Genomic DNA, 20,804 nt, shown 5'->3' on the forward strand with positions numbered 1-20,804 from the left:
GCAACATAACGAAAAAGCATATAACTATAATTTGCTTATTCATAATATTTAAAAACTGTTCCATTTTTATCTAACAGTTTGCGGCTTTGCGATGGTGGGTAAATCGAAGCTATTCTGTTCGTTTTACACTAAATTTCAATAGAATTACAACTGTTGAACTTTACACTTTCGCCTCACTATTGCGAAACCTTTGTTGACTGTCAGGCATATTTCTTTTTCACTTTTTCTAATCTTTTAATTGCATTTTCAAAATCTTCATCGTGGTCAATACAAAATGCAAAAAAGTTGTCTGTTTTTGGAGTTTTTTTAAATGTTTCAGTTTTTGAAAAATCTAACAACACTTCGCAAAAGACTTCTAATAAATTTTCAACAAACTCTTTCCACGATTTATAATCGTCTTCTGGAAAGTCATAAAATATTTTGGTTAATTCCTCGTCTGTCAAAACATTTAATGTTTCAAAACATTGGTATTCCCAATCTCCTGTATTAAATTTTAAATCATTGATCTCTTCGTCTGATTTATAATATTTAGAAAATTCGCCTGTCTGATAATGTTTCAGTGTTTTTTCAAATTCAGCTTCTGTGTTAAAACACAAATTAATTTCTGCATATTCCGCATTACAGTTGTAGGCAAATGAATAAAATTCAAGACTTGAATGTTCATTCAAAAAGCTTTCAACAGCGTTTATTGTAAACTCCAAAAGTTGTTTCTTTATTTCTATTTTGTCCATATTTTTTTAATATTTCATTCAGGTCATTTATTAGCAGTATGATTGTCAATGTTTACAGCTAGCGGTTTGGGGCTTTGTGTTCGGGTGGAAAATCAAAGCATAAAAGCTGATATTATTACTAAAGTTCAATTGAAAAACTACTGTTGAATTTTGCAATCAGCCCGCCTGACGCAAAACCCTTGTTAGCGGTAGTACTTTTATTCTAGTAATTGTAAATCTATTTCATTCATATAGCAATCAAGTACTCGATATACTTTAATTTCAGGTCGCTCGGATAGGTATGATTTTATTTCACTTATTTTCTTAAATTCTTCATACATATCATATTCGCCTTTAGAAAAATACTGGTATTCTATTGTGTAAATTCCCGCTTCAATTCGTTCATTATCTTTTATTAACTTATTGTTGTTGATTATTATGTCTGTATTTGACTTTAAAAGTTCAATATCGCCAGATAATATATTGCTGTGTCTTTGTATTATATTACTTATTTCCTTTAAATATTTATCGTTTATACGTTGTCCATTTATCATATATTTTTTTGATATCTTGTCCAAAAAAGTATTCTTGTTAGTCTTTAAATATTGCTTGAATAAATAATCATAATTTTCTTGCAATTCCGTTTTGTAGTCTTCAATTACTTGGTTTTTTAATTCAAGATTGTCAATATAATAATCATTTATTTTCGCCCAAATTGGGGTTGATGGAGTTGCTTCAAACCATATGTCGATTGTAACAAATTCATTTTTAGCAACTAGATGTATTTCATATGCAAGTTGTTGATGTTCAAATTCAGAAAAATGAAATTCTGATTGAAGAAAAGAAAAAATTTCTTTTACACTATTGATTATATCTGTATAAAAATTATTTACTTCCATTTGTTACTTCTAGTTGTTTTAGTCGGTGTACGTATTACTGCTAACGTTTTTCAACTTCGCAAAGTAGCGAAAATCGAAGCACAAATCTTCAATTCTGCACTGAAGTGGAACCGAAGAACAACTGTTGAACTTTACACTAAACCCGCCATTTTGCCAAGCTGATGTTAGCGGTACTTATTTTTTTTCATTCTGATTTTCTTCTGTTTATTATATAATTCGGCACACTTTTCAGCGTAGTTAAAATAGATTTCATCTGAAAAGTCTTCTATATTAATAATTTTAAATTTCATTTTTGACTTTATAGTTGGTATTTTAACTAACTCACCTTCTTCATTGTTTGCTAAATGGTCGAAATAGTTCCAATTTCCAATATAATCTCCAGTCAATAAATTTACACTTGATTCTCCACTTCCGTCATTTGCAGCATTTCCAAACTCATACCTACTCATTCCAATTAATTGTATTTTTTTTGTTTTGGAATTATATCTAAATTGATTTTTGTAGCCAGCACGCATCCAGTCATTGAAAAACGCAAATCCATTTTTTGTTTTTAAAACTCTAGAAGATTCGTTTAAAATTTCGATTGGTTTACTTGATACAGATTTATAATTTAATGTTGATAAATTACAAACGATTGTCGATTTTTCAACATCAATAAAAACAGTATCATTTTTACCATCATTGTCTATATCCTTAACTAACTTATTTTGTCCAAATGTAAAATTTGTAAAGATTGTTAAGGATGAAATTATTATGATTTTTTTCATTTCGTCTGTTTGTTGTGTGTCGTTAGTATAATTACCACTAATGTTTTGGCGCTTTGCGATGGTGTGGCTTAAAATGCCAAATCTTTCTATTATAAAATTAACTTCGGAAAATCTAAAATCTTAAAACTTGCGAAAATCCCGCACTATTGCAAAACCGCTGCTAGCCACAGTTATTTCTTTTATTTTCATAATATTCCATCCAAGTTCTAATTCTTCCAACAAACATTTTAAGATAGTTTTCGGTAAAAAAGATGTTAGACCAATCAAATCTTTGTGCTTGTACACCAAGATAAAACACAAAAATTGATGCTCCAACTTCTGGAATTAATTCAATTTCTTTTTCTGATAAATGCCTTATTTTTTGGTAACCGTTTAGAAAATTTTTAGTTTTTAATTCATATTCACTTTTGTCAGATTCTATGAAAAATAATTGTTTACAAAAATAACCAACATCTAAAATTAATAAACCATTTCCGCAATTATCAAAGTCAAAAATAGTGATTTCATTTTCATTATTTACGCTCAAATTATCGTACCAAATATCTAAATGGACTATTCCTCTTTTAATTTCTAATAAATTACTTTCATTAATTTTTTTTGGAATTTTATCACTAATTTCTTTTAAAAATTTCATTTCGTCTAATTCTTCTGAAAAAAATGGCTTTAAATGATTATAAGATTCATATAATAGAATTTCAGTATCGTAATTTACTCTGTCGATTTTTTTATTTTCGGTGACATTATGAATTTTAGCCATTACAGATCCAATAGAATAACAAGTTTCATTAGACATAAAACGCATTTTTTCGCCTTTAGCAAATGAAAAAAGTACTCCATATCGAATTCCTTCGGGAGCATTAATTTCTTGAATGAAGTTTCCATTTGTATCTGAAATTGGATATGAAACAGAAAGTGATTTTTTTTTGAGTAAATTTAATAACTCTAATTCTTGCTCAATTTCAATTTTTGTTCGCCATTTATAACAGTAAACTCTAAAAACGAATTTAGTTTCGTTGTTCGAAATAAAATAAGTGTGATTTACTCCCGTTCTAAATAATTTGCAATTAAAATCTTCTGTCAGCTCATATTTTCTTTTGATAAAATCACCTAATTCTGTTTCGGATAATGTTGAAGCACTTACTGGAAAAGTTGTCATTTAATACGGATTTTTTATAATTGTGGCTAACGTCTTGGCGCTACAAGAGGTTTGGGATTAAAGATGCGAGTTTTTTCCATTATGCACAAGTTTTCCAAGTACAAAACCAACTTCAAATTAAGCCTAAAGCCCCAATCACGACAAACGGATGTTTTTTTTAACTTATCCACGTTCTCCATTTGTCTATTATTTTCCACTTTCCATTAATTTTTTTTAGAAATATAGATTTTCCACTTCCACATAATCCGTCACAATAATGATTTAATTCTAAATAAGCTTTCTGATTGTCAGAAGAAAAAACTGGTATTGTCATCTCATAGAAATTATACGATTCACCTAATTTCTTTTTATTTATTTCTTTTTCTTTAGTTGTTGAATTAATTTTCTCAACAACTTCTTTTTCAATTTTCAGTGTTTGTGGATTCGAATTTTGTTGAAGTAAATACAATGAATCTCTAGAAGTAAAAAATATTTCATTTCCTATTTTTGAACACAATAAATCTTCAATTGAAATAGCATTGAAAGATGGTGGAGGTGGAGGAGGAATTGGTTCGTTGTCTTTTGTTTTTTCAGGAATATAAATGTCAAGTTTGATTAATTCTTCGCAAAACATTTTTGTTCCTTTTCCATTTATTAAAACATTCAGACTATCTTCTATAATCACTGTTTTAACAATTTCATTAATGTCTTTAATTTTAGAAGAATCAAATTTAGTTTCATTCTTGATTTTTTTACAATTGGTAAATGATAAAGAAACTAGTAATATTAAAAATATCTTTTTCATTATTTATTTGATTTTCTTTTATTTCTGATTTTCTCTAAAATATCCGCTAACATCCTGGCGCTTGTAGCGGTTGTGGAATAAATTAAGATTTATTTTTCGGTTGAACACTAATTTTCAAAGCACAAAACCATCCTTAAATTCAGCCTAAAACACCAATCGCTACAAACGGCTGTTAGGCGCTAGCATTATATCTCATTAAGTTCTTTTCTAATTTCTTGCGTTAGTTTTTCTTTCAAATCTAATCGTTTATTTCCAAAATTGCCACCAGTGTTTCTTCTTTTTATTGGTCAAATCAATCGTTATGTCTCCCAATTCTTCAACTTCCCAAAGAGATACACTTTCTAAATTGATTGCATTTAAATTAAGAAATGAATCCATTTTCGAAATCAGATCTTCTTCAATTATTTCACCAAATCTTGGTAAGACAATAATAGAATTAGAATCATTTTCTATTCGTTTTAATCTATCTATTAATAGCTTCAAATTGACATCTGAATAATTAGAAGAAGTATTTTTATTAATCTTAAATCCTTCATCAAAAAGAAAATAGTCAGTAATTAAAATAGAAAAGAATTGATTATCTCTTTTATCAAAATAAAAAGTTTCTGAGATTTTATCAGGAGATTGGCTCAATCCTATTTTTAACCAATTCTCTATTTGTTCGTTATATGACTCTTCATTCATAAAGATTACTATAAAATTTCTTACTTGCTAATATAGATTTTTTTCAGAAGCAAAACTTTCATCTACATATAAACAACCATTACGGAAATCCGTAGTTACGAAATTTCTTTAATTAATAGATTTGCCTAACATAATTCATTACAAGCCACGCAAAATTTATTTTCTATTGTACTCAACCTTCAAATTATATGTAGATCTCAAAAAAACATTGATAAAAAACACAGAACAACTCTTAAAACTATTATAAATATATTTAAAAATTACCATGAAAAGAACTTCAATTTTATTCCTTTTTAGTTTAGCAATTATTTCTTGCGGAAAAAACAAAGAAGAAAAAATGTTTACAGAATTCAAAGCAAAAGAATTACAAGAAGCCTTAAAAACTACTCCAGAAGAATTAAACTTTAAAATCGAATCGATTACCAAAACAAAAGAGATAAAAGCTTCTGACAGCATAAAATATCTTCATAGTAAACTCTTAGAGACTTACAAAGGAGCAGAAGAAGAAAAAAACATCATCACTTATGATTATGCAATAAAACAAATTGACACACTGATCACTTCGATTCAAGAATTAATATCTCTAAATACTCAAGCAGGTAAAAGTTATGAAAATTATGATTTTAAAGACGAAAGAGATAATTGGATAAAGAAAAAAACTAATCTTGAAGCTTGGAAAAACGAAACTGAAGAATATTCTAAAAACAAAAATAAAATTCTAAGTATTGAATATACTGTAAAGTATGCAATCGACAATCCACTTTTAAAAATTAAACAAAACTTTACAAGTCAAATTTACTCCAATAGAGAAAACGCAAAAATTATAAATGAAATCAAAAAAGAGTAGAATTTTCTACTCACACACTCAGTAATTAAAATAAAAACCGCAATTTCATATTATATGAAATTGCGGTTTTTATTTTGCAGAGAGGATGGGATTCGAACCCACGTTATGTTGCCATAAACACGCTTTCCAAGCGTGCGCCTTCAGCCACTCGGCCACCTCTCTAATTAGGATTGCAAATAACACGAAAAAAACTGAACTAATGAAATAAAATCAACTAATCCTTACATACTTTTCCTAAATTCCTCTACAAAAAGTTTTACTGCCTTTTTTTGATAGGCACCGCCTATGGTTAGCATAAACGAATCTCTTTTGGTCGCCACTCCTGTTATCTGAATTGCTTTAAGATTATCCCAGCCTTTCAGGGCTTTTTCGGTAACTATTGTTGCCCAATAACCTCCTTCGACCAATCGGAATAGTGCATGAATCGCATTTAGCTCTATAGAAACTCGGGGTTTCATATTGTTCTTTATAAACAACTCATCCAAAAATTCTCTAGAATTAAATCCTTTTGCAGGTAAAATAAGCGGTAGTTTTTCTATTTCTTTAAAAGCAATTGTGTCTAAGGTTGCCAGTTCATGCGAGTTAGAAACAGCCATAACCAAATTAGAAGTAAACAAAGGAACCTTATGGAATGGCTCTTCTATTTCATTGGATGAAATTAACAAAACCAAATCCAACTCATTATTCAGTAATTTCTTTTGCATTGGTTCAGTAGTACCATATTCAACTACAATTTTTAAATTCGGATAGGTTCTAGCAAATAAATTGACAATCGGCAAAACCAAAAGTCCAAAAATATAAGTTACTCCTATTCGTAATTCGCCACCAATCATTTCATTTAAATCATCAATTGCCTGCTTGCTACTCTGCACACTTTCTATCACTTGTTTGGCATGAATCAAGAAAACCGATCCTGCTTCGGTGAGTTGGACTTTTTTCCCAATCCTAATAAACAAAGGCATTCCGAGTTCTTCCTCGAGTTTTTTTATTTGTTGTGACAATCCCGATTGGGTTACAAAGCACAACTCAGCAGCTTTTGTAAAGTGAAGTACTTCTGCTGTTTTAATAAAATATTGCAATTGATAGATTTCCATATTGATAAGTTTTACTACTTATTATCAGTAAAATTATTAATTTTTCTAATGAAATCATAATCCCGAACTTTGTAAAAAAATATTCAGCATTATGTTTAAGGCTTTAAAATCAAAAAACTTCAAATTATTCTTTTACGGACAATCAGTGTCGGTAATTGGTACGTGGTTACAAAAAACAGCCGTGAGTTGGATGGTTTATAGCATAACAGGTTCAGTATTTTTATTAGGATTAACTACTTTTTTAAGCATGATTCCCTCATTGTTTCTAGCTCCTTTGGCTGGAAGTATTATTGGTCGTTATGATAGACATCGTAGTATTATTATTTTGCAATCTTTGGCAATGTTACAAGCAGGTACATTGGCTTTGCTTATTTACCTAAAAATATACAACATCAATTTTATTTTGGCATTGAGTCTTTTGCAAGGGATTATAAATGCATTTGATATGACCTGCAGACAAACAATGATGATTGATATTGTAGACAATAAAGAAGATTTACCAAATGCTGTTGCGCTAAACTCTACCCTGAATAATTTTGCTCGAATTGCGGGTCCTGCATTGGCAGGTATTATTTTGCATCAGTATGGCGAAGACATCTGTTTTATTGGAAACTTTTTGAGTTATATTCCCGTTTTAATTTCTTTATTGATGATGAAGATTACGCCTCACATTAAAGCAACTGATAAACTTAAAATGCTTGAAGACTTTATTGAAGGCTGGGATTATGTAAGAAAAGAAAGAGAAATGGCAAGAATGCTTTTGATGTTAATGTGTAGCAGCTTGTTTGTTATTTCTTTCAACACCTTGATGCCTGTTTTTGCAAAAGATATTTTTAGCGGTAATGCTGAAACTTTTAGCTGGTTTGAAAGCGCTGCCGGTATTGGTTCTATTCTATCTGCAATATATCTTGCCAATTTAAAAACAGCAAAAAACATGAATAAAATAATGATTGCAGCCAGTATCTTAATGGGGTTTAGCATTATTATTTTGGCATATTCTAACAGCCTAACAATAGCTCTTATCTGTATGGGATTAAGCGGTGTTGGAATGATGGCTCAAACCTCATCAATAAACATATACATCCAAACCCAAAGCACCGTTAATATGCGTTCAAGAAGCATTAGCTATTATCTTATGGCTTATCAAGGAATGATTCCTGTCGGAAGTTTGATAATTGGATATGTTTCACATACTCTCGGAGTACGCCACACTGTTGCAATACAAGGTGTAATCTGTATCGTTTCGGTTATTGTGTATGTATATTACCGAAATCACAAGGTTTCCGAAGAAATAGAAACCTGTACTGTACGCTATAAATCGTAGTTATTCCCAATCCTATAAGGGATTAGTAAAACTTACATTCGCTTAATCGTTTTTATAGGATTGAATTTAAATTAAAGCGAAATCTCACCTCGTAAAGAGGTTTCAAAGATAGTTTTGAAATTTTTTGCTTCAATTCCATGTCCCAACAAATACATTAGTTTCGTAATTGCAGCTTCGGTTGTAATGTCTTTTCCAGAGACAATACCAAGTTGTTTAAGTTCAGTACTCGTTTCGTATTGTCCCATATTCACACTTCCACCTGAACATTGTGTTACATTTACGATATGAATACCTGATTGAATTGCTTTTTTAATAGCATTCAAAAACCAGTCTTCTGTTGGTGCATTTCCTGAACCATAAGTTTCCAACACAATTCCTTTTAAGCCTGGAATTGCAAGTATTCCTGCAAAAACAATTTCGCTCATTCCAGGAAACATTTTTATGATAGCAACATGATTGTCTAGTTCTTTGTGGACAATCAGTTTAGCATCCGTTTTTATGGGAAGAAACAGGTGTCTATTTAATTTTAAATGAACTCCAGATTCTACTAATTCAGGATAATTAGGAGCTGTAAAAGCTTTAAAGTGTTCTGCATTTACTTTTGAAGTTCTATTACCACGGTACAGTTTGTATTCAAAGTACAAACAAACTTCATTAATAACAGGTTTTCCATCTTCCTGAAGTGAAGCAATCTGAATCGCTGTAATTAGATTTTCTTTAGCATCTGTTCGCAAATCTCCAATTGGCAATTGCGATCCTGTAAAAATTACTGGTTTTGCTAAATTTTCGAGCATAAAGCTCAATGCTGATGCTGAATAAGACATCGTATCCGAACCGTGCAAAACCACAAATCCATCAAAAGAAATGTAATTCTCTTCAATGATAGTGGCAATTTCAGTCCATTTATCTGGATTCATATTTGATGAATCAATAGGATTGTCATAAGAAACCGTTTCGATTTCACAATCCAATTGTTTCAACTCAGGGATTTTTTGCAATAACTTGCTAAAGTTGAAGGCTTTGAGCGCTCCAGTCTCAAAATCTTTACTCATACCGATAGTTCCACCAGTATAGATTAAAAGTATTTTGGCTTTAGATGGCATCTTGGTATTTTAATTTATTGACAACTGGATTTGCATACATTGACAAAATTCCTTGTACTGCAATTGGATTATCACTACCGATACGCATTTCTAAACGTCTTTCGAATAACGATTTTTCGCTTTCTTTATACAAATGTGAAAACTTATCTGTCTTATTTAAAATATCGTACGCAATATAATTCGTTGGCCACAATTTGTAGTTCTTCAATATCGAATCATCTATAACTTGCGCCAATGCTTGAATCTGTTTATTAGCATTGTCATTTTCTGCAGAAATTTGGTCAATTTCTTTATCCAAAACATCCCCAACAGAAATGTGTATTCTTTTTTTAGTTCCCATGATACCACTTAAAATGGTCATGAAATCTTCATTTTTTTCTTTAATGTAAATCTCATTATTGGCTTCTGCCATTAATTGTGGCATTTTTAATGCATCTGTCGGATCATATTCATACGAAATAGAAACTGGAACTATTTTCATTTTCTTGAAATAATCCATCAAGTTAGCTTCATCCGATCCCATTCCTAACATCTTTAAAACCCCAGGATTTGTAGCATCATTGCCATCTTTGGTTCTTCCTTCACGTTGTGCAATCCAAACCGAACGGTTCTCACGAAACAATAAATGTCCGATATACTCTGATAACAACTTTGAACTTTGTAACATTTCACGAGGTGAAAGCCCACGAAGAACCAAGAAATTACGGTTTAATTTAGCCAATATATTTAAGAAAGATTTCTTAACTAAGTTGTCTCCAATTGCTGAAGCTGTCATTACTAAACCATGTTCGAATAAGCAAACATTTAATAATGTGGTATCTAAAAGTATGTCTCTATGATTAGAAACAAATAAATAAGAAGTGTTTTTTTCAAGTTTCTCAAATCCCGAAGTAGTTAATCCTTCTGAGCTTCTTTCAAGAACTTTCTGAATTGTCTGATAAATAAAATTGCATTGAAAATCACGAATAGAGTGAGTTCTCTTCAATTGTTCCTTCCAAACTTCGTCTTCTAACTCTGGAAATGAAAAATTCATCATGGCTTTCATCATCGGATGATTTGCCACACCATGAAGGGCTTCATTTACTTCTGAATCATAAAACGGTCGAATTGCATCAAATTTCTGCATTATTAATATCTATATTTAAGTGGACAAATGAACAAAAAAAAAATTAAAGTATCATATGTTCTAAGTTAAATCCCAAAAACGTCTTTTGAATTTTGGGTTGTTATTGTCGCTATCTCTTCTTCTGAAACATCATATATGTCGGCTAATTTTGCCACAACGTTCACCAAATAACTACTTTCGTTTCGTTTTCCACGAAAAGGAATTGGTGCTAGATAAGGAGAATCTGTCTCTAACACTATATGTTTTAAATCAATTTGACTAAGAAATTGATCAATTTTTCCATTTTTAAATGTTACCACACCGCCTATTCCAAGTTTCATATTATAGGATAATGCTTGTAATGCTTGTTCATGAGTCCCTGTAAAGCAATGAAAAATCCCAAACAAATCATCTGATTTTTCTTCTTCCAAGATTTCAAAAATTTCATCAAAGGCATCACGGCAATGAATTACAATTGGCAGTTTATATTGTTTTGCCCATTGAATTTGGGTTCTAAAAGCAATTTGTTGCTCTTTAAGATGTGTTTTATCCCAATACAAATCAATTCCGATTTCTCCAACTGCATAAAATTTTCGTTTAGCCAATTCCGTTTCTACATGCTTTAGCTCGTCTAAATAATTATCTTTTACGTAAGTAGGGTGCAACCCCATCATTAGAAAAACATTGTCTGGATATTTTTGCTCCAAATCATACATGGGTTGTGTAGAAGCAGCATCGATTGCAGGAATAAAAAAACGAGAAACACCCGCATCGATTGCTCTTTGAATCATCTGATCACGATCTTGATCAAATTCTTCTGAGTATAAATGGGTATGCGTATCGGTAATAATTGTATTTGGATTCAATTTTATAATTTTAAAAGCCCAAAATTACGACAATAATAAAAACTTTCCCAATTTGATTACAATTACTAAAAAAAGCGACAAAAATTGTCGCTTTACTATTTACTTATCATTGCTTTAGATAAAATATTGCCTTTCTGATAACGGAAAATCTAAGTCTATTTTCCTGTTCCAATAAACAACAAAGCGCGATCAAGAACCTCATCTTTTCCTTGCTGAATACCTAAAATTGTAGGCTTAACTTCTATATCTGGAACAATTCCTATTCTTTGTGTTTGGCGTTTATCAGGATAATAAACTCCGATTCCTGAAAACATGGTATGAAATCCTTTGAAATCAAAATGACTCACATTCCCATCGGCACCTGCTGTTTGGCTCCCAATGATAGTCGTATTACCTGCTGTTTGAAAACACATTGCTGTCCATTCTGACTGACTGACAGATTTTTCGTTAAGCAATACAATTACTTTTCCTTTGTAGTTATCTTTGTTTTCAAGACCACTCGAAGTTCCTTCGCTCCATTTAAACCTACCTGGATAACTCAAATCTGGACGAGTATATATTGCAAATTGCTTTTCCTGTGGATTCAAAAAATTTGAAATTTCCCTAAAAGTACCATTCGGATAATTTCTCATATCAAAAACGATGGCTTTTGTAGATTTGAGCATTTCAATCATTTCAGGAATATGTCTAGTTTTTATAACTCCCATATCGACATAACCAATATTATTCTCTAGAACCTTAAATTTTTCTTTCTTTTTTCGAGCACCTTTTTTAAATTCATTTCTATGAGAATCATGATAATCAAACCAAGTCATTGTTTTTGTTGTGTACTTACCGTCTTTTAAAAACTCAACTTTAACAGTTTCGGAATTCTTCATTAAAATTATCTTTGTCAATTTATCTAAATACGACGCATCATTCGATGCACAAATTAAATCCCTATTCTCGTCTATATACTCTTTAATAGTTTTATTATCTACTTTCGTAATTAAATCTCCTATTTTTATATCATCTGCTTGTGCTAAACTATCCCCTAAGATTTCTGTAACGACTATTTTCTCATCAATTATCTTACCGTCAGCAGGAAAATAAGTTTTACTTCCCGAAAATTGATATGCAATAAATTCAACATGGCTATCATCTAGCCTGCTCACCACCTTCTTAATTTCAGTAAAAAAACTACTACTATCTTTTGCATTAATGACATTAGGTAGAGCTTTTTCTAAAACTACTTCCCATTTCTGATCCATTTGATATTTATAAGGAAAAAAGTATTCAATTAGATTCCAATACATAAACAACATTCTAAGTTTGGAATTTTTATCATTGAAATCTGGATTTAAATAACTTTCATTTTTCAAAGAAACATTCCCTACATGTTCTGCTCCATCAATATAAAACTGACTCCCCTGAAATCTATTTGTCTCAATAAATTTTAGCTTTTTTGAAAGTTTTTTTGAAAACAGTTTATTAGTATTAATCCATGATAAATCGAAGTTTTTATCAAAATACTCAATATCTACTGCAGGAGTGATTGGCACTATCGATGGCACTTCTCCTAAAGAATCAATCCACTTTTCTATTACTAACGAAAACTCTTCTTTTGTTTGTGCTTTATCAATCTTTGGCAGCACTTCAATTAATTGATTGTCCCAATTAAAATCACCTTTGGCTACTTTGGGATGATAGTATTTTAAGAAACCCCACACTTTGCATGTGGCTACAAGTTTTTCTGTTTCTGTAATTTTTGCATTTGCTAATAAAATCTGGGAAGAAACAAAAAGTAATAATACGGTAATTTTTTTCATTTAATTTAATGGTTGTTTTTTTGGTTAATCGAATGTAAATATTAAAATTTAATTTCGGTAATTTTAGCACAAAAAAAGAGACAAAATTTCGATAATCCACATATCTAATCAAGAAGAACTAGAAGTTGATTATTTCATGTAGCGTTTCCTCAGGTTCTGAATGAGTACAGTTGATACTCCTTGATAAATTACTTACTTTTAGCAATTCAATTTAAAGACTATTTTAGTGATATCTGATCGCCATATTTCAACATTTATTCTCCATTTAGAAGAAGTAATTCCGCTAACCGAAAAAGATAAAATACTATTATCAAACCACTTGGAACTTGTTAAATTAAAGAAAAAAGAAAACCTTCTTGAACCCGGACAAGTCTCTAGACATTTACGTTTTATTGCAAAGGGAACTATGCGATCTTATTATCTTGACAAAAACAGTCAAGAACACACCCTACAACTGGGTATTGAAAATTGGTGGATCAATGATTTATATAGCTTCCTAACTGAGAAACCGTCACGTATGTATGTTCAAGCTATTGAAGCTAGTGTTGTTTTACAAATAAACAACCGATCACTCGAAGTACTATATGAGCAAATCCCTGGACTCTCTACCTTTTTTCGTTTAAAAATTCAAGCTGCTTATATCGCCCTACAAGAGCGCACTATTGAAAACATGAGTGAAGATGCTTATGAGCGTTATCAAAATTTCCTAACTCAATATCGCGAAATGGAACAACGTGTTCCACAATATATGGTAGCTTCTTATTTGGGTATTACTCCCGAATTCTTGAGTTATTTGCGCAATAAACATCGAAAAAGCATTTCTTAAGTTACCTTAAGTTTTATCTTCATACTCTCCTCTAGTTTTGCTCTTATAATTTATAATCAAAACCAGATGGCTTATTCCTTTCCTTTAATTTTCATTGCTCTTTTATGCAGTTATATTGTTGGTGCTCAAAAAATAGCATATCAACCTGAATTCATCACTGGGGATCGATCTGTTAACTATACACATAATGCCAGTTATTCCTTCAACGATTATTTCAAGTTAAGTAACCTGACGTTATTTGACACAGATTACAACAATGATAAAGACAATATTTTCTTTATCCGAAATACCCTTTCTTACAAGCTATCCGATTATATAGTTTTCAACGCCGCTATGGGTGTAAAGAATCCAGGGAAATTCACACATGCATCTGCACAATTCCAACTTATTAGAACTGATTTTTCTCTGATTTATCTATTGGGTACAACATACCAAGCTGGGTATACTGTGGAGCAATCGCTCAACATACAATACACTCCCCAACTTACTGATAAAATACAACTTTACATCAAAGCAGTAGCGGTTGCCAACATCAATAAACATGAATACCAACGAGGGTTTCAATGGTTTCGATTTGGAATGTCCCAACAAAAAATGACTTATGGACTAGCCCTCAACCTCGATCAATTTCACAACAGCACAAAAACCTTAAAAAATGCTGGTCTATTTATAAAATTCAACAATTAATCTTTAACAACTTTTACAATGAAAAAAAATCAAAACATCGGCCTATTAATTCTTCGTATAACTATTGCTTTTCCAATGTTTATATACGGGATAAGTAAATTATTTAATGGAATATCCTTTATTCAAAATGTACTTGAAGACAAAGGTTTACCTATCTTTTTGAGCTACGGAGTTTATGTTGGAGAAATTATCGCTCCTTTGCTTATGATAATCGGATTTAGAACCCGCTTGGCAGCTGTATTTTTTTCAATCAATTGCCTAACAGCAATTTTTTTAACTCAAACTGCTTTTATTTTCCAATTAAATGAAAATGGTGGTTGGGCATTAGAACTATTGGGGATTTATTTATTTGGTGCAATTGGAATTTACTTTACTGGTGCAGGAAAAATAGCTCTATCTTCTAAAAGCAAATGGGACTGATTTCTAAAGACTGAGATGTTTCAATCCTAAATCGCATAAAAAATACAGCTGTATAAACTTCAGCTGTATTTTTATCTTAATCCAATTCGTTCAGCAGTTCCTGAACATCATCATACCCTTCATAATCTTGAGAAATAGTTTCTAAGATTCCTTTACAGGCAGTATAGTCTTTCTGTTTTAGTTTCAATAGTGCAAGGTTCCACAGCGCTTTATCTTTATACACTGGTGCTCCCGATTTTAATTCGTTAAAAACCATTTCAGCCTTCTTAAGCTGATTATCTTCCAACAAGGAAACGCCATAAAAATATTGAATTTCGGGTGTTTTGGTTTCTTTAAGAATTTCTTCAAAAAGCGGAATTGCTTCTTTATATTTTCTAGCATTAAATGCTACTTCGGCTTCTTTTAAAGTTACATTTGTATCTCCTCTTTCAGTAAAAGAGGCCTGCTCTGGATGATTAAAGTCCTCAAAAACAGGATTTATATCATAATTAAAAAAGAACAACCCTATTAACACAGCTACTGAGGCTGCTACTGCATAATACCAAGGTTTTAAAGATACCGCTTTATTCTTTTTATGCTTTTTATCAAAATGAGCATCAGAAATATGTCTCAAGTTTTTCTTAAAAGCAGCTCTCTCTTGCTCATATCCAAATTTGGTTTCTAAATGAAGGTTTACATTTTTGAAAGTCTCAAATGAAGAAGCAAATTCTGGATCTTCAGACAACTGTTTTTCAAAACCATTTCTTTCCTCAGCAGTCATTTCTCCCTGAAGATATTGATCGAATAATATATGGCGTTCTTCGTTCATGGCTACTTGTTTTTTAGAGTTTTAAAATTTTTCGTTTCCTGAATCCACTCTGTTAATTGACCGATGCATAGCGATTTCTTTTTACGAACATAACCATAAGTCACATTCATTTTTGCAGCCACTTCCTCCATCGATTTAATTGTAAAGCTCAGCTTTAATAATTCTTGACATTTATCTCCAAGCTTTTGAAACATCGTATCAAAAAGGTGTTGTTTTTCTTCAAACGCTTCTGTTTGATCAACCAACTCATGTGCAGATTCATTCATAGATGCTACATCTTCATTAATTGTTACCCCTTTATTTGATGTTTTTTTCAATTCATTTAACCATTTCCTTTTGCATAACAAAAAGAAGTAAGCATCAAAAGGGCAAGTTAACTCTAGCGACTTGGCTTTGGCTTGATTAAATAATAAAATCATTATTTCCTGAACCACATCTTGCGCCTGATCCTTGTCTCCAGAATTATTCATTATAAATGAAACCACTTTGGGAACAAACTTTTTATAGATCGATTGAATTACAGCCGAATCATTTGCAGCAAGCCCTTCGATATACATTTGATCTGGGTGGATTTTGGATTGGCTCATAAAATGATTTTTTAATTAGCTAAAGTAAAAAAAATCTAAAAACAAATTTCAAATAAGGGGGTAACAATTATAAAATCAGATTGATATACAAAAAACAGGCATCTTTTAAAACCAATTAAAATTAAGAGAAATGGAGAGTTATCAATTTGTAAACGAAAAAAATCTGGATCAATTTCATAAAATGCTTTCTACCAAAATACGAAATGGTTTTGTGATTGTAGAGCATAATGAAAAATTACCTTATGTGGTTTTATCCAAAGAAAAAAAAGAAATCAATCATCCTTTACACCTCTTTTTTACTTGCACTACACTTGGGCTTTGGTCAATTGTTTGGATGTATCAAATCATCACGCTATCAAAGAAAAAAAACATTCTTGTAGCCTTAGATGAAGATGGCAATCTCTTTGAAGAAAAATGTCTTTAGAAATAAATCGAAAAAAAATTAAGTATAAGGGGGTAACAATTATCTCAACCCAAACATCTATTACTACAATAACTATTAAAACTAGAAATCATGAAAACACTACCCATTTTAATATTATGCATCGCAGCTTTTACAATCTCGAGTTGTGATAATGACAATGATCCAACTAATAATGTTTGCGACTCTACTTATGTTTCTACACTTATTACAACTGCTTTTACAACCGCAAACGGATACGACGATATTACTACAATGGATTTGGAAACACATGAATACACAATCCAAATTAACGCAAATGGAGAAATTTGTACCGTAGGATATCAAAATGCGAGTACCTACACAGGCGGTTATACTATAGAAATTACAAACACAACTACAAGTGCGACTTACACAGGCGTTCATACTTTTTCTCAAACTACCTTAGATTATCAATCTATAACGCCAGTACCAGTTGCTTCAGGTGATATCATAACTGTAAAAAGAACGATTCTTCCTGGTTACACAGCACTCAATCAAACCGTAGGACGTATTTTAAGAAAAACCAATTTCACAACAGTGCCTTATCCTATAACACAAGGCAATGCCGTTTTCTTAAGTTCCAATTTTTATGGTGCTGGTGGCCCTGTTCCTAATTACGCACAACCTTATATTGCCCTTGGTTTTAAAGTAATTTAAAAATAAACCAAAAACAAGGGTAACAATTATCTCAACCCAAACATCTATTACTATAATAACTATTAAAACTAGAAATCATGAACACAAATTTTAAATCAATCGGACTTTTATTTTTCGCGATAATCACATTAGTAAGTTGCGACAACAGCGATGGCGACAACAACAATTTAAATTTGCCTCCTACTTCTGGAGCTTTTAAGAGCATTAGTGAACAAGGAGTAAAAGGAAATACACAAAAATTTACAATAACAGCTGGAACTGGAGCAGTAACAATCACTTCTGCCAAAGGAGTTAAACTAACTATCAATGGGGACTGTTTAACCAAAAACGGAAATCCTGTTACTGGAGTAGTCGATATTGAATACATTGAACTTTTTGACAAAGGAAATATGTTGATAACAAACAAACCTACAATGGGAGTTATGCCCGATGGAAAGAAAAACTTATTGATATCTGGAGGTGAATTCTTCATTAAAGCAACACAAGGTGGTGTTGAACTTGCAACATCTTGTTATATGAACATGATTGTTCCTGCAGCCTTAACAGACGGGGTGGATAATGCTATGACTTTATGGACAGGTGTAATCGATGACAGAGGAGAATTAGCATGGAATGAAGCTAAACCAGATGCAACTGGCGGTAACGGAAAAGGTGGTGTACAAGGCGAAGGAACAAATTATTATGTAACATTTGGAAAATTTGGATGGACAAATGTTGACCGTTTCTACAGCGATCCAAGACCTAAAACAACCTTACTTGTAGATGCTCCCGATGGTTATGACAATAACAATAGTGCAATCTATTTGTCTTATGATGGAGAGGGAACCAACGCCCTTGCAAAATTAGACAAGTATACTCCTGAAGGATTATTTAGCGAACATTACGGACAAATCCCAATTGGTTTAGCTTGTCATGTGATTTTCGTAACCGAAAGTAATGGTCAATGGCGTTACGCAATCAAAGCAGTTACAGTTGCTGCCAATGATGTTTATACTTTCACACTTGCCGAAACAACAGTCGGTAGTGAAGCTCAGCTAGTAGCAGCAATCAATGCTATTCAGTAACTTACAAAATACTTTTTAAGAAAAAGTGGTGATTTGCTCATCACTTTTTTTTACATTTAATCCTGATTTTAAATTCTTTAAACAGATTTCAAGAAGCTAATCCTGCTGTATGCTATATCTTTTCCTAGCTAAAGAAACTAGAAAAAGGATGTCGCTCCCATCAGGGCTAAAAACCCCCTCGGCTATGAAAAAACTTTTATGCTATTTAATTTTTCTTTCATCGACAATGGTGTTTGCCCAAACCAAAGTAAAAGACACCATAACCCGAAGAGCGAATATTAGTTACAACCAAAACGGAAATCAGGTAACTTTTAAACCTGAAACACCACCATTAATTCCAATTTCTGGCGCACCAAAACCAAATTATTCCTATCTATGGGAACTCGGTGACGGACATTACAGCAAAGCTGCCGAACCCAAACACGTGTATAAAAACAAAGGGACATATACCACAAGATTGGCAGTAACCAACAATTACGACAATGGAAAACCACCTGCTACTCGTCCGAAAAAAGTAGCAATCAATGACATTAGTGATACCAATTACAAAGACATTGCGTCGATTGCTGACCAAAACGGATTTGCCATCATAAAAAATTGCGATCCAATCCCTGATCAAGAAATGGTTGTTGTAGTAAGTTATCAAAATCTCGAAAGCTATGTTTCCAGCGGAAAACTCTATCTCTTTTATAACGAAAAGCAATTCAAAAACAACAACTTCGAATTAACTGATTTCCGAACCTACGCTGGTGAACGCGAAATAAAAGAAAACACAATCGCTATGGTTAATGATCTTGACGATACTAAATCCTATCTGGCTACAACCGAAAATACCTCCAAAATAAAAAAGTACCGAAATACAACCACCGAAGAAGACCTTGAAGCTTCCCTACTCGATGCAAATAAAACCTATCATAATGTTTCTGTTTTAGAATTCGACGATGCTAATCCGAGTGAAACCCGAAATGTTTTTTACACATTCAAAACCACTCCCGAAATGATTAAAGACACCAGCGCAACAGTAACTATGCGTGGGATTTTTGTACCGAATCGAAGTTATAAAAATCATAAAATAAAAAATCTAGAAATGGAAATCGTAACTTCTCATGACCCAAACAAAATGGGATCTAACGGAAGTTTTATGAATTATAGATTGGTGCGTTTTAAAAGAGTCAATTTCAAAACTCGTTTTCAAAATAATGGCGAAGGCCCTGCAAGAATGATTCGACTAGAAACCGACATTCCAGATATGCTTGACAAAAAAACGTTTCAAATAGAAGACATGTATCCCAAATGCCCAATTTGTCCCAAAGATGAAATTCCCACAACAAGTTGTTTGGATACAATCATTAAAAAAAATCAAATTTTCTTTATCTTCAAGAACATTTACCTACCCGGAAGCGAACAAAAAAACGTAAAAGAAAAAGATAGCACCAAAGGCTTTGTCAAATACTCTATGAAATTTAGTGAGGACTTTCATAAAGTAAAAACAAGAAGTAGAACTGCCATAATATTCGACAAAAACGAACCTATTATTACCAATTATGCTACAACCCGATTCTTACCCGGAATATCCATTGGTGTAAAAGCGGGTTACAATCTATATCCCGATTTAGACAAATCGACAAGCTACTTTGTAGGCGCAACCATTTCTCCTTTTAAATCGTATCGCTTTTATTGGCAAGCTGAATGGCTTAACGCTATAAACAAATATGAAAGTGGTGTTACGGTAAGAGAAGGAAATAGTGTAAATCCAAATGGTGTAAAACAATTTCAACGAATAACAACTAGCACCGAAAACAAGAATATCAATTGGGAAGTCCCAATCCTTATTCGGTACAACATCAACAATTATATAGGTGTTGGCGCAGGTTTGCAAGCCAATATCAATGTTTCGCAAGAACAAAATCAAACCATAAAAACTGAAAGCTTCGAAGGAGGAACAGATCAGTTTTTAATGGATACAAAAATAGAATCAAACACAGTCAAAACCACTTTTACCGATTTTAAAACCGGTCTTTTATTTGACTTAACTGCTGGCTTTGCCAGAATTGGTCCAAGTTTGGGTGCACGTTATGTAATTAATTTTGAGCAGAATTTTAACTATTTCCAGTTTTATGGAATTTGGAAGTTTTAGCATTTTCTTTAACAATATGAGCGATGTAA

22 protein-coding genes and 1 tRNA gene are annotated in these 20,804 nt (G+C 31.9%); 9 read left to right on the forward strand and 14 right to left on the reverse strand.

Features of this window, described 5'->3' with window-relative positions; all coding sequences use genetic code 11:
* Positions 1-200: 200 nt before the first annotated feature.
* The 6 genes from LNQ49_RS11280 to LNQ49_RS11305 all read right to left on the reverse strand — a co-directional run bounded on the left by LNQ49_RS11280 (position 201) and on the right by LNQ49_RS11305 (position 5,000).
* Entirely contained in the window at positions 201-731 is a 531-nt protein-coding gene (locus LNQ49_RS11280) for a DUF4303 domain-containing protein (protein WP_229988925.1), read from the reverse strand.
* Positions 732-928: 197 nt separating this feature from the next.
* Positions 929-1,609 carry a hypothetical protein gene (locus LNQ49_RS11285; protein WP_229988927.1) on the reverse strand — a complete coding sequence of 227 codons (681 nt, stop codon included), beginning with the start codon at positions 1,607-1,609 and terminating at the stop codon, positions 929-931.
* A gap of 164 nt (positions 1,610-1,773) precedes the next feature.
* Positions 1,774-2,376: a hypothetical protein gene (locus LNQ49_RS11290; protein ID WP_229988928.1), complete on the reverse strand. Its 603-nt coding sequence runs from the start codon at positions 2,374-2,376 to the stop codon at positions 1,774-1,776.
* Positions 2,377-2,536: 160 nt separating this feature from the next.
* Positions 2,537-3,532 carry a phosphotransferase gene (locus tag LNQ49_RS11295; RefSeq protein ID WP_229988929.1) on the reverse strand — a complete coding sequence of 332 codons (996 nt, stop codon included), beginning with the start codon at positions 3,530-3,532 and terminating at the stop codon, positions 2,537-2,539.
* A gap of 157 nt (positions 3,533-3,689) precedes the next feature.
* Positions 3,690-4,316, reverse strand: coding sequence for a hypothetical protein (locus LNQ49_RS11300; RefSeq protein ID WP_229988930.1), 627 nt, complete (start codon positions 4,314-4,316; stop codon positions 3,690-3,692).
* A 246-nt stretch (positions 4,317-4,562) separates the two neighbouring features.
* The gene (locus tag LNQ49_RS11305) at positions 4,563-5,000 is read right to left on the reverse strand and encodes a hypothetical protein (RefSeq protein WP_229988931.1); all 438 of its coding nucleotides are present in this window, start codon (positions 4,998-5,000) and stop codon (positions 4,563-4,565) included.
* Between the two features lie 265 nt (positions 5,001-5,265).
* Between LNQ49_RS11305 and LNQ49_RS11310 the strand changes: the two genes are divergently transcribed.
* Positions 5,266-5,847: a hypothetical protein gene (locus tag LNQ49_RS11310; protein ID WP_229988932.1), complete on the forward strand. Its 582-nt coding sequence runs from the start codon at positions 5,266-5,268 to the stop codon at positions 5,845-5,847.
* 77 nt (positions 5,848-5,924) lie between these two features.
* Here LNQ49_RS11310 and LNQ49_RS11315 read toward each other — a convergent pair.
* Both LNQ49_RS11315 and LNQ49_RS11320 read right to left on the reverse strand, forming a co-directional pair.
* Positions 5,925-6,009 (reverse strand) — tRNA-Ser (locus LNQ49_RS11315).
* A 59-nt stretch (positions 6,010-6,068) separates the two neighbouring features.
* On the reverse strand, positions 6,069-6,941 hold the full coding sequence (locus LNQ49_RS11320; RefSeq protein ID WP_229988934.1) for a LysR substrate-binding domain-containing protein: 873 nt from the start codon (positions 6,939-6,941) through the stop codon (positions 6,069-6,071).
* A 91-nt stretch (positions 6,942-7,032) separates the two neighbouring features.
* On the opposite strand from LNQ49_RS11320, the gene LNQ49_RS11325 reads away from it, so the two are divergent.
* A complete protein-coding gene (locus LNQ49_RS11325; protein ID WP_229988935.1) occupies positions 7,033-8,265 on the forward strand; it encodes an MFS transporter in 1,233 nt (410 codons plus the stop codon).
* Positions 8,266-8,336: 71 nt separating this feature from the next.
* Here the strand turns inward: LNQ49_RS11325 and LNQ49_RS11330 are convergent, their stop codons facing one another.
* The 4 genes from LNQ49_RS11330 to LNQ49_RS11345 form a co-directional block, all read right to left on the reverse strand.
* Complete coding sequence (locus LNQ49_RS11330) at positions 8,337-9,368, reverse strand: asparaginase (protein WP_229988936.1); 1,032 nt, start codon at positions 9,366-9,368, stop codon at positions 8,337-8,339.
* On the reverse strand, positions 9,358-10,494 hold the full coding sequence (locus LNQ49_RS11335) for a 1-acyl-sn-glycerol-3-phosphate acyltransferase (protein WP_229988937.1): 1,137 nt from the start codon (positions 10,492-10,494) through the stop codon (positions 9,358-9,360). Before LNQ49_RS11335 ends, LNQ49_RS11330 begins: the two co-directional genes overlap by 11 nt.
* A 65-nt stretch (positions 10,495-10,559) precedes the next feature.
* Positions 10,560-11,339 (reverse strand): TatD family hydrolase, encoded by a 780-nt coding sequence (locus tag LNQ49_RS11340; RefSeq protein WP_229988938.1) that lies wholly within the window; start codon positions 11,337-11,339, stop codon positions 10,560-10,562.
* A 155-nt stretch (positions 11,340-11,494) separates the two neighbouring features.
* On the reverse strand, positions 11,495-13,147 hold the full coding sequence (locus LNQ49_RS11345) for a S41 family peptidase (protein WP_229988939.1): 1,653 nt from the start codon (positions 13,145-13,147) through the stop codon (positions 11,495-11,497).
* Positions 13,148-13,373: 226 nt separating this feature from the next.
* Between LNQ49_RS11345 and LNQ49_RS11350 the strand changes: the two genes are divergently transcribed.
* The 3 genes from LNQ49_RS11350 (at position 13,374) to LNQ49_RS11360 (ending at position 15,080) form a co-directional block, all read left to right on the forward strand.
* Complete coding sequence (locus tag LNQ49_RS11350) at positions 13,374-13,973, forward strand: Crp/Fnr family transcriptional regulator (protein ID WP_229988940.1); 600 nt, start codon at positions 13,374-13,376, stop codon at positions 13,971-13,973.
* A gap of 66 nt (positions 13,974-14,039) precedes the next feature.
* On the forward strand, positions 14,040-14,660 hold the full coding sequence (locus LNQ49_RS11355; protein ID WP_229988941.1) for a hypothetical protein: 621 nt from the start codon (positions 14,040-14,042) through the stop codon (positions 14,658-14,660).
* Positions 14,661-14,678: 18 nt separating this feature from the next.
* Positions 14,679-15,080: a DoxX family protein gene (locus tag LNQ49_RS11360; RefSeq protein WP_229988942.1), complete on the forward strand. Its 402-nt coding sequence runs from the start codon at positions 14,679-14,681 to the stop codon at positions 15,078-15,080.
* Between the two features lie 76 nt (positions 15,081-15,156).
* On the opposite strand, the gene LNQ49_RS11365 is transcribed toward LNQ49_RS11360, so the two are convergent.
* Both LNQ49_RS11365 and LNQ49_RS11370 read right to left on the reverse strand, forming a co-directional pair.
* Positions 15,157-15,888, reverse strand: coding sequence for a tetratricopeptide repeat protein (locus LNQ49_RS11365; RefSeq protein WP_229988943.1), 732 nt, complete (start codon positions 15,886-15,888; stop codon positions 15,157-15,159).
* 2 nt (positions 15,889-15,890) lie between these two features.
* Positions 15,891-16,475, reverse strand: coding sequence for an RNA polymerase sigma factor (locus LNQ49_RS11370; protein ID WP_229988944.1), 585 nt, complete (start codon positions 16,473-16,475; stop codon positions 15,891-15,893).
* 130 nt (positions 16,476-16,605) lie between these two features.
* On the opposite strand from LNQ49_RS11370, the gene LNQ49_RS11375 reads away from it, so the two are divergent.
* The 4 genes from LNQ49_RS11375 to LNQ49_RS11390 all read left to right on the forward strand — a co-directional run bounded on the left by LNQ49_RS11375 (position 16,606) and on the right by LNQ49_RS11390 (position 20,775).
* On the forward strand, positions 16,606-16,899 hold the full coding sequence (locus tag LNQ49_RS11375) for a hypothetical protein (protein WP_229988945.1): 294 nt from the start codon (positions 16,606-16,608) through the stop codon (positions 16,897-16,899).
* A gap of 90 nt (positions 16,900-16,989) precedes the next feature.
* Entirely contained in the window at positions 16,990-17,574 is a 585-nt protein-coding gene (locus LNQ49_RS11380) for a hypothetical protein (RefSeq protein ID WP_229988947.1), read from the forward strand.
* Positions 17,575-17,651: 77 nt separating this feature from the next.
* Positions 17,652-18,638 carry a hypothetical protein gene (locus LNQ49_RS11385; protein ID WP_229988948.1) on the forward strand — a complete coding sequence of 329 codons (987 nt, stop codon included), beginning with the start codon at positions 17,652-17,654 and terminating at the stop codon, positions 18,636-18,638.
* 184 nt (positions 18,639-18,822) lie between these two features.
* Positions 18,823-20,775 (forward strand): PKD domain-containing protein, encoded by a 1,953-nt coding sequence (locus LNQ49_RS11390; RefSeq protein WP_229988949.1) that lies wholly within the window; start codon positions 18,823-18,825, stop codon positions 20,773-20,775.
* Positions 20,776-20,804: the final 29 nt, after the last annotated feature.

This window comes from Flavobacterium pisciphilum (genome assembly GCF_020905345.1).
Taxonomy (GTDB): domain Bacteria; phylum Bacteroidota; class Bacteroidia; order Flavobacteriales; family Flavobacteriaceae; genus Flavobacterium; species Flavobacterium pisciphilum.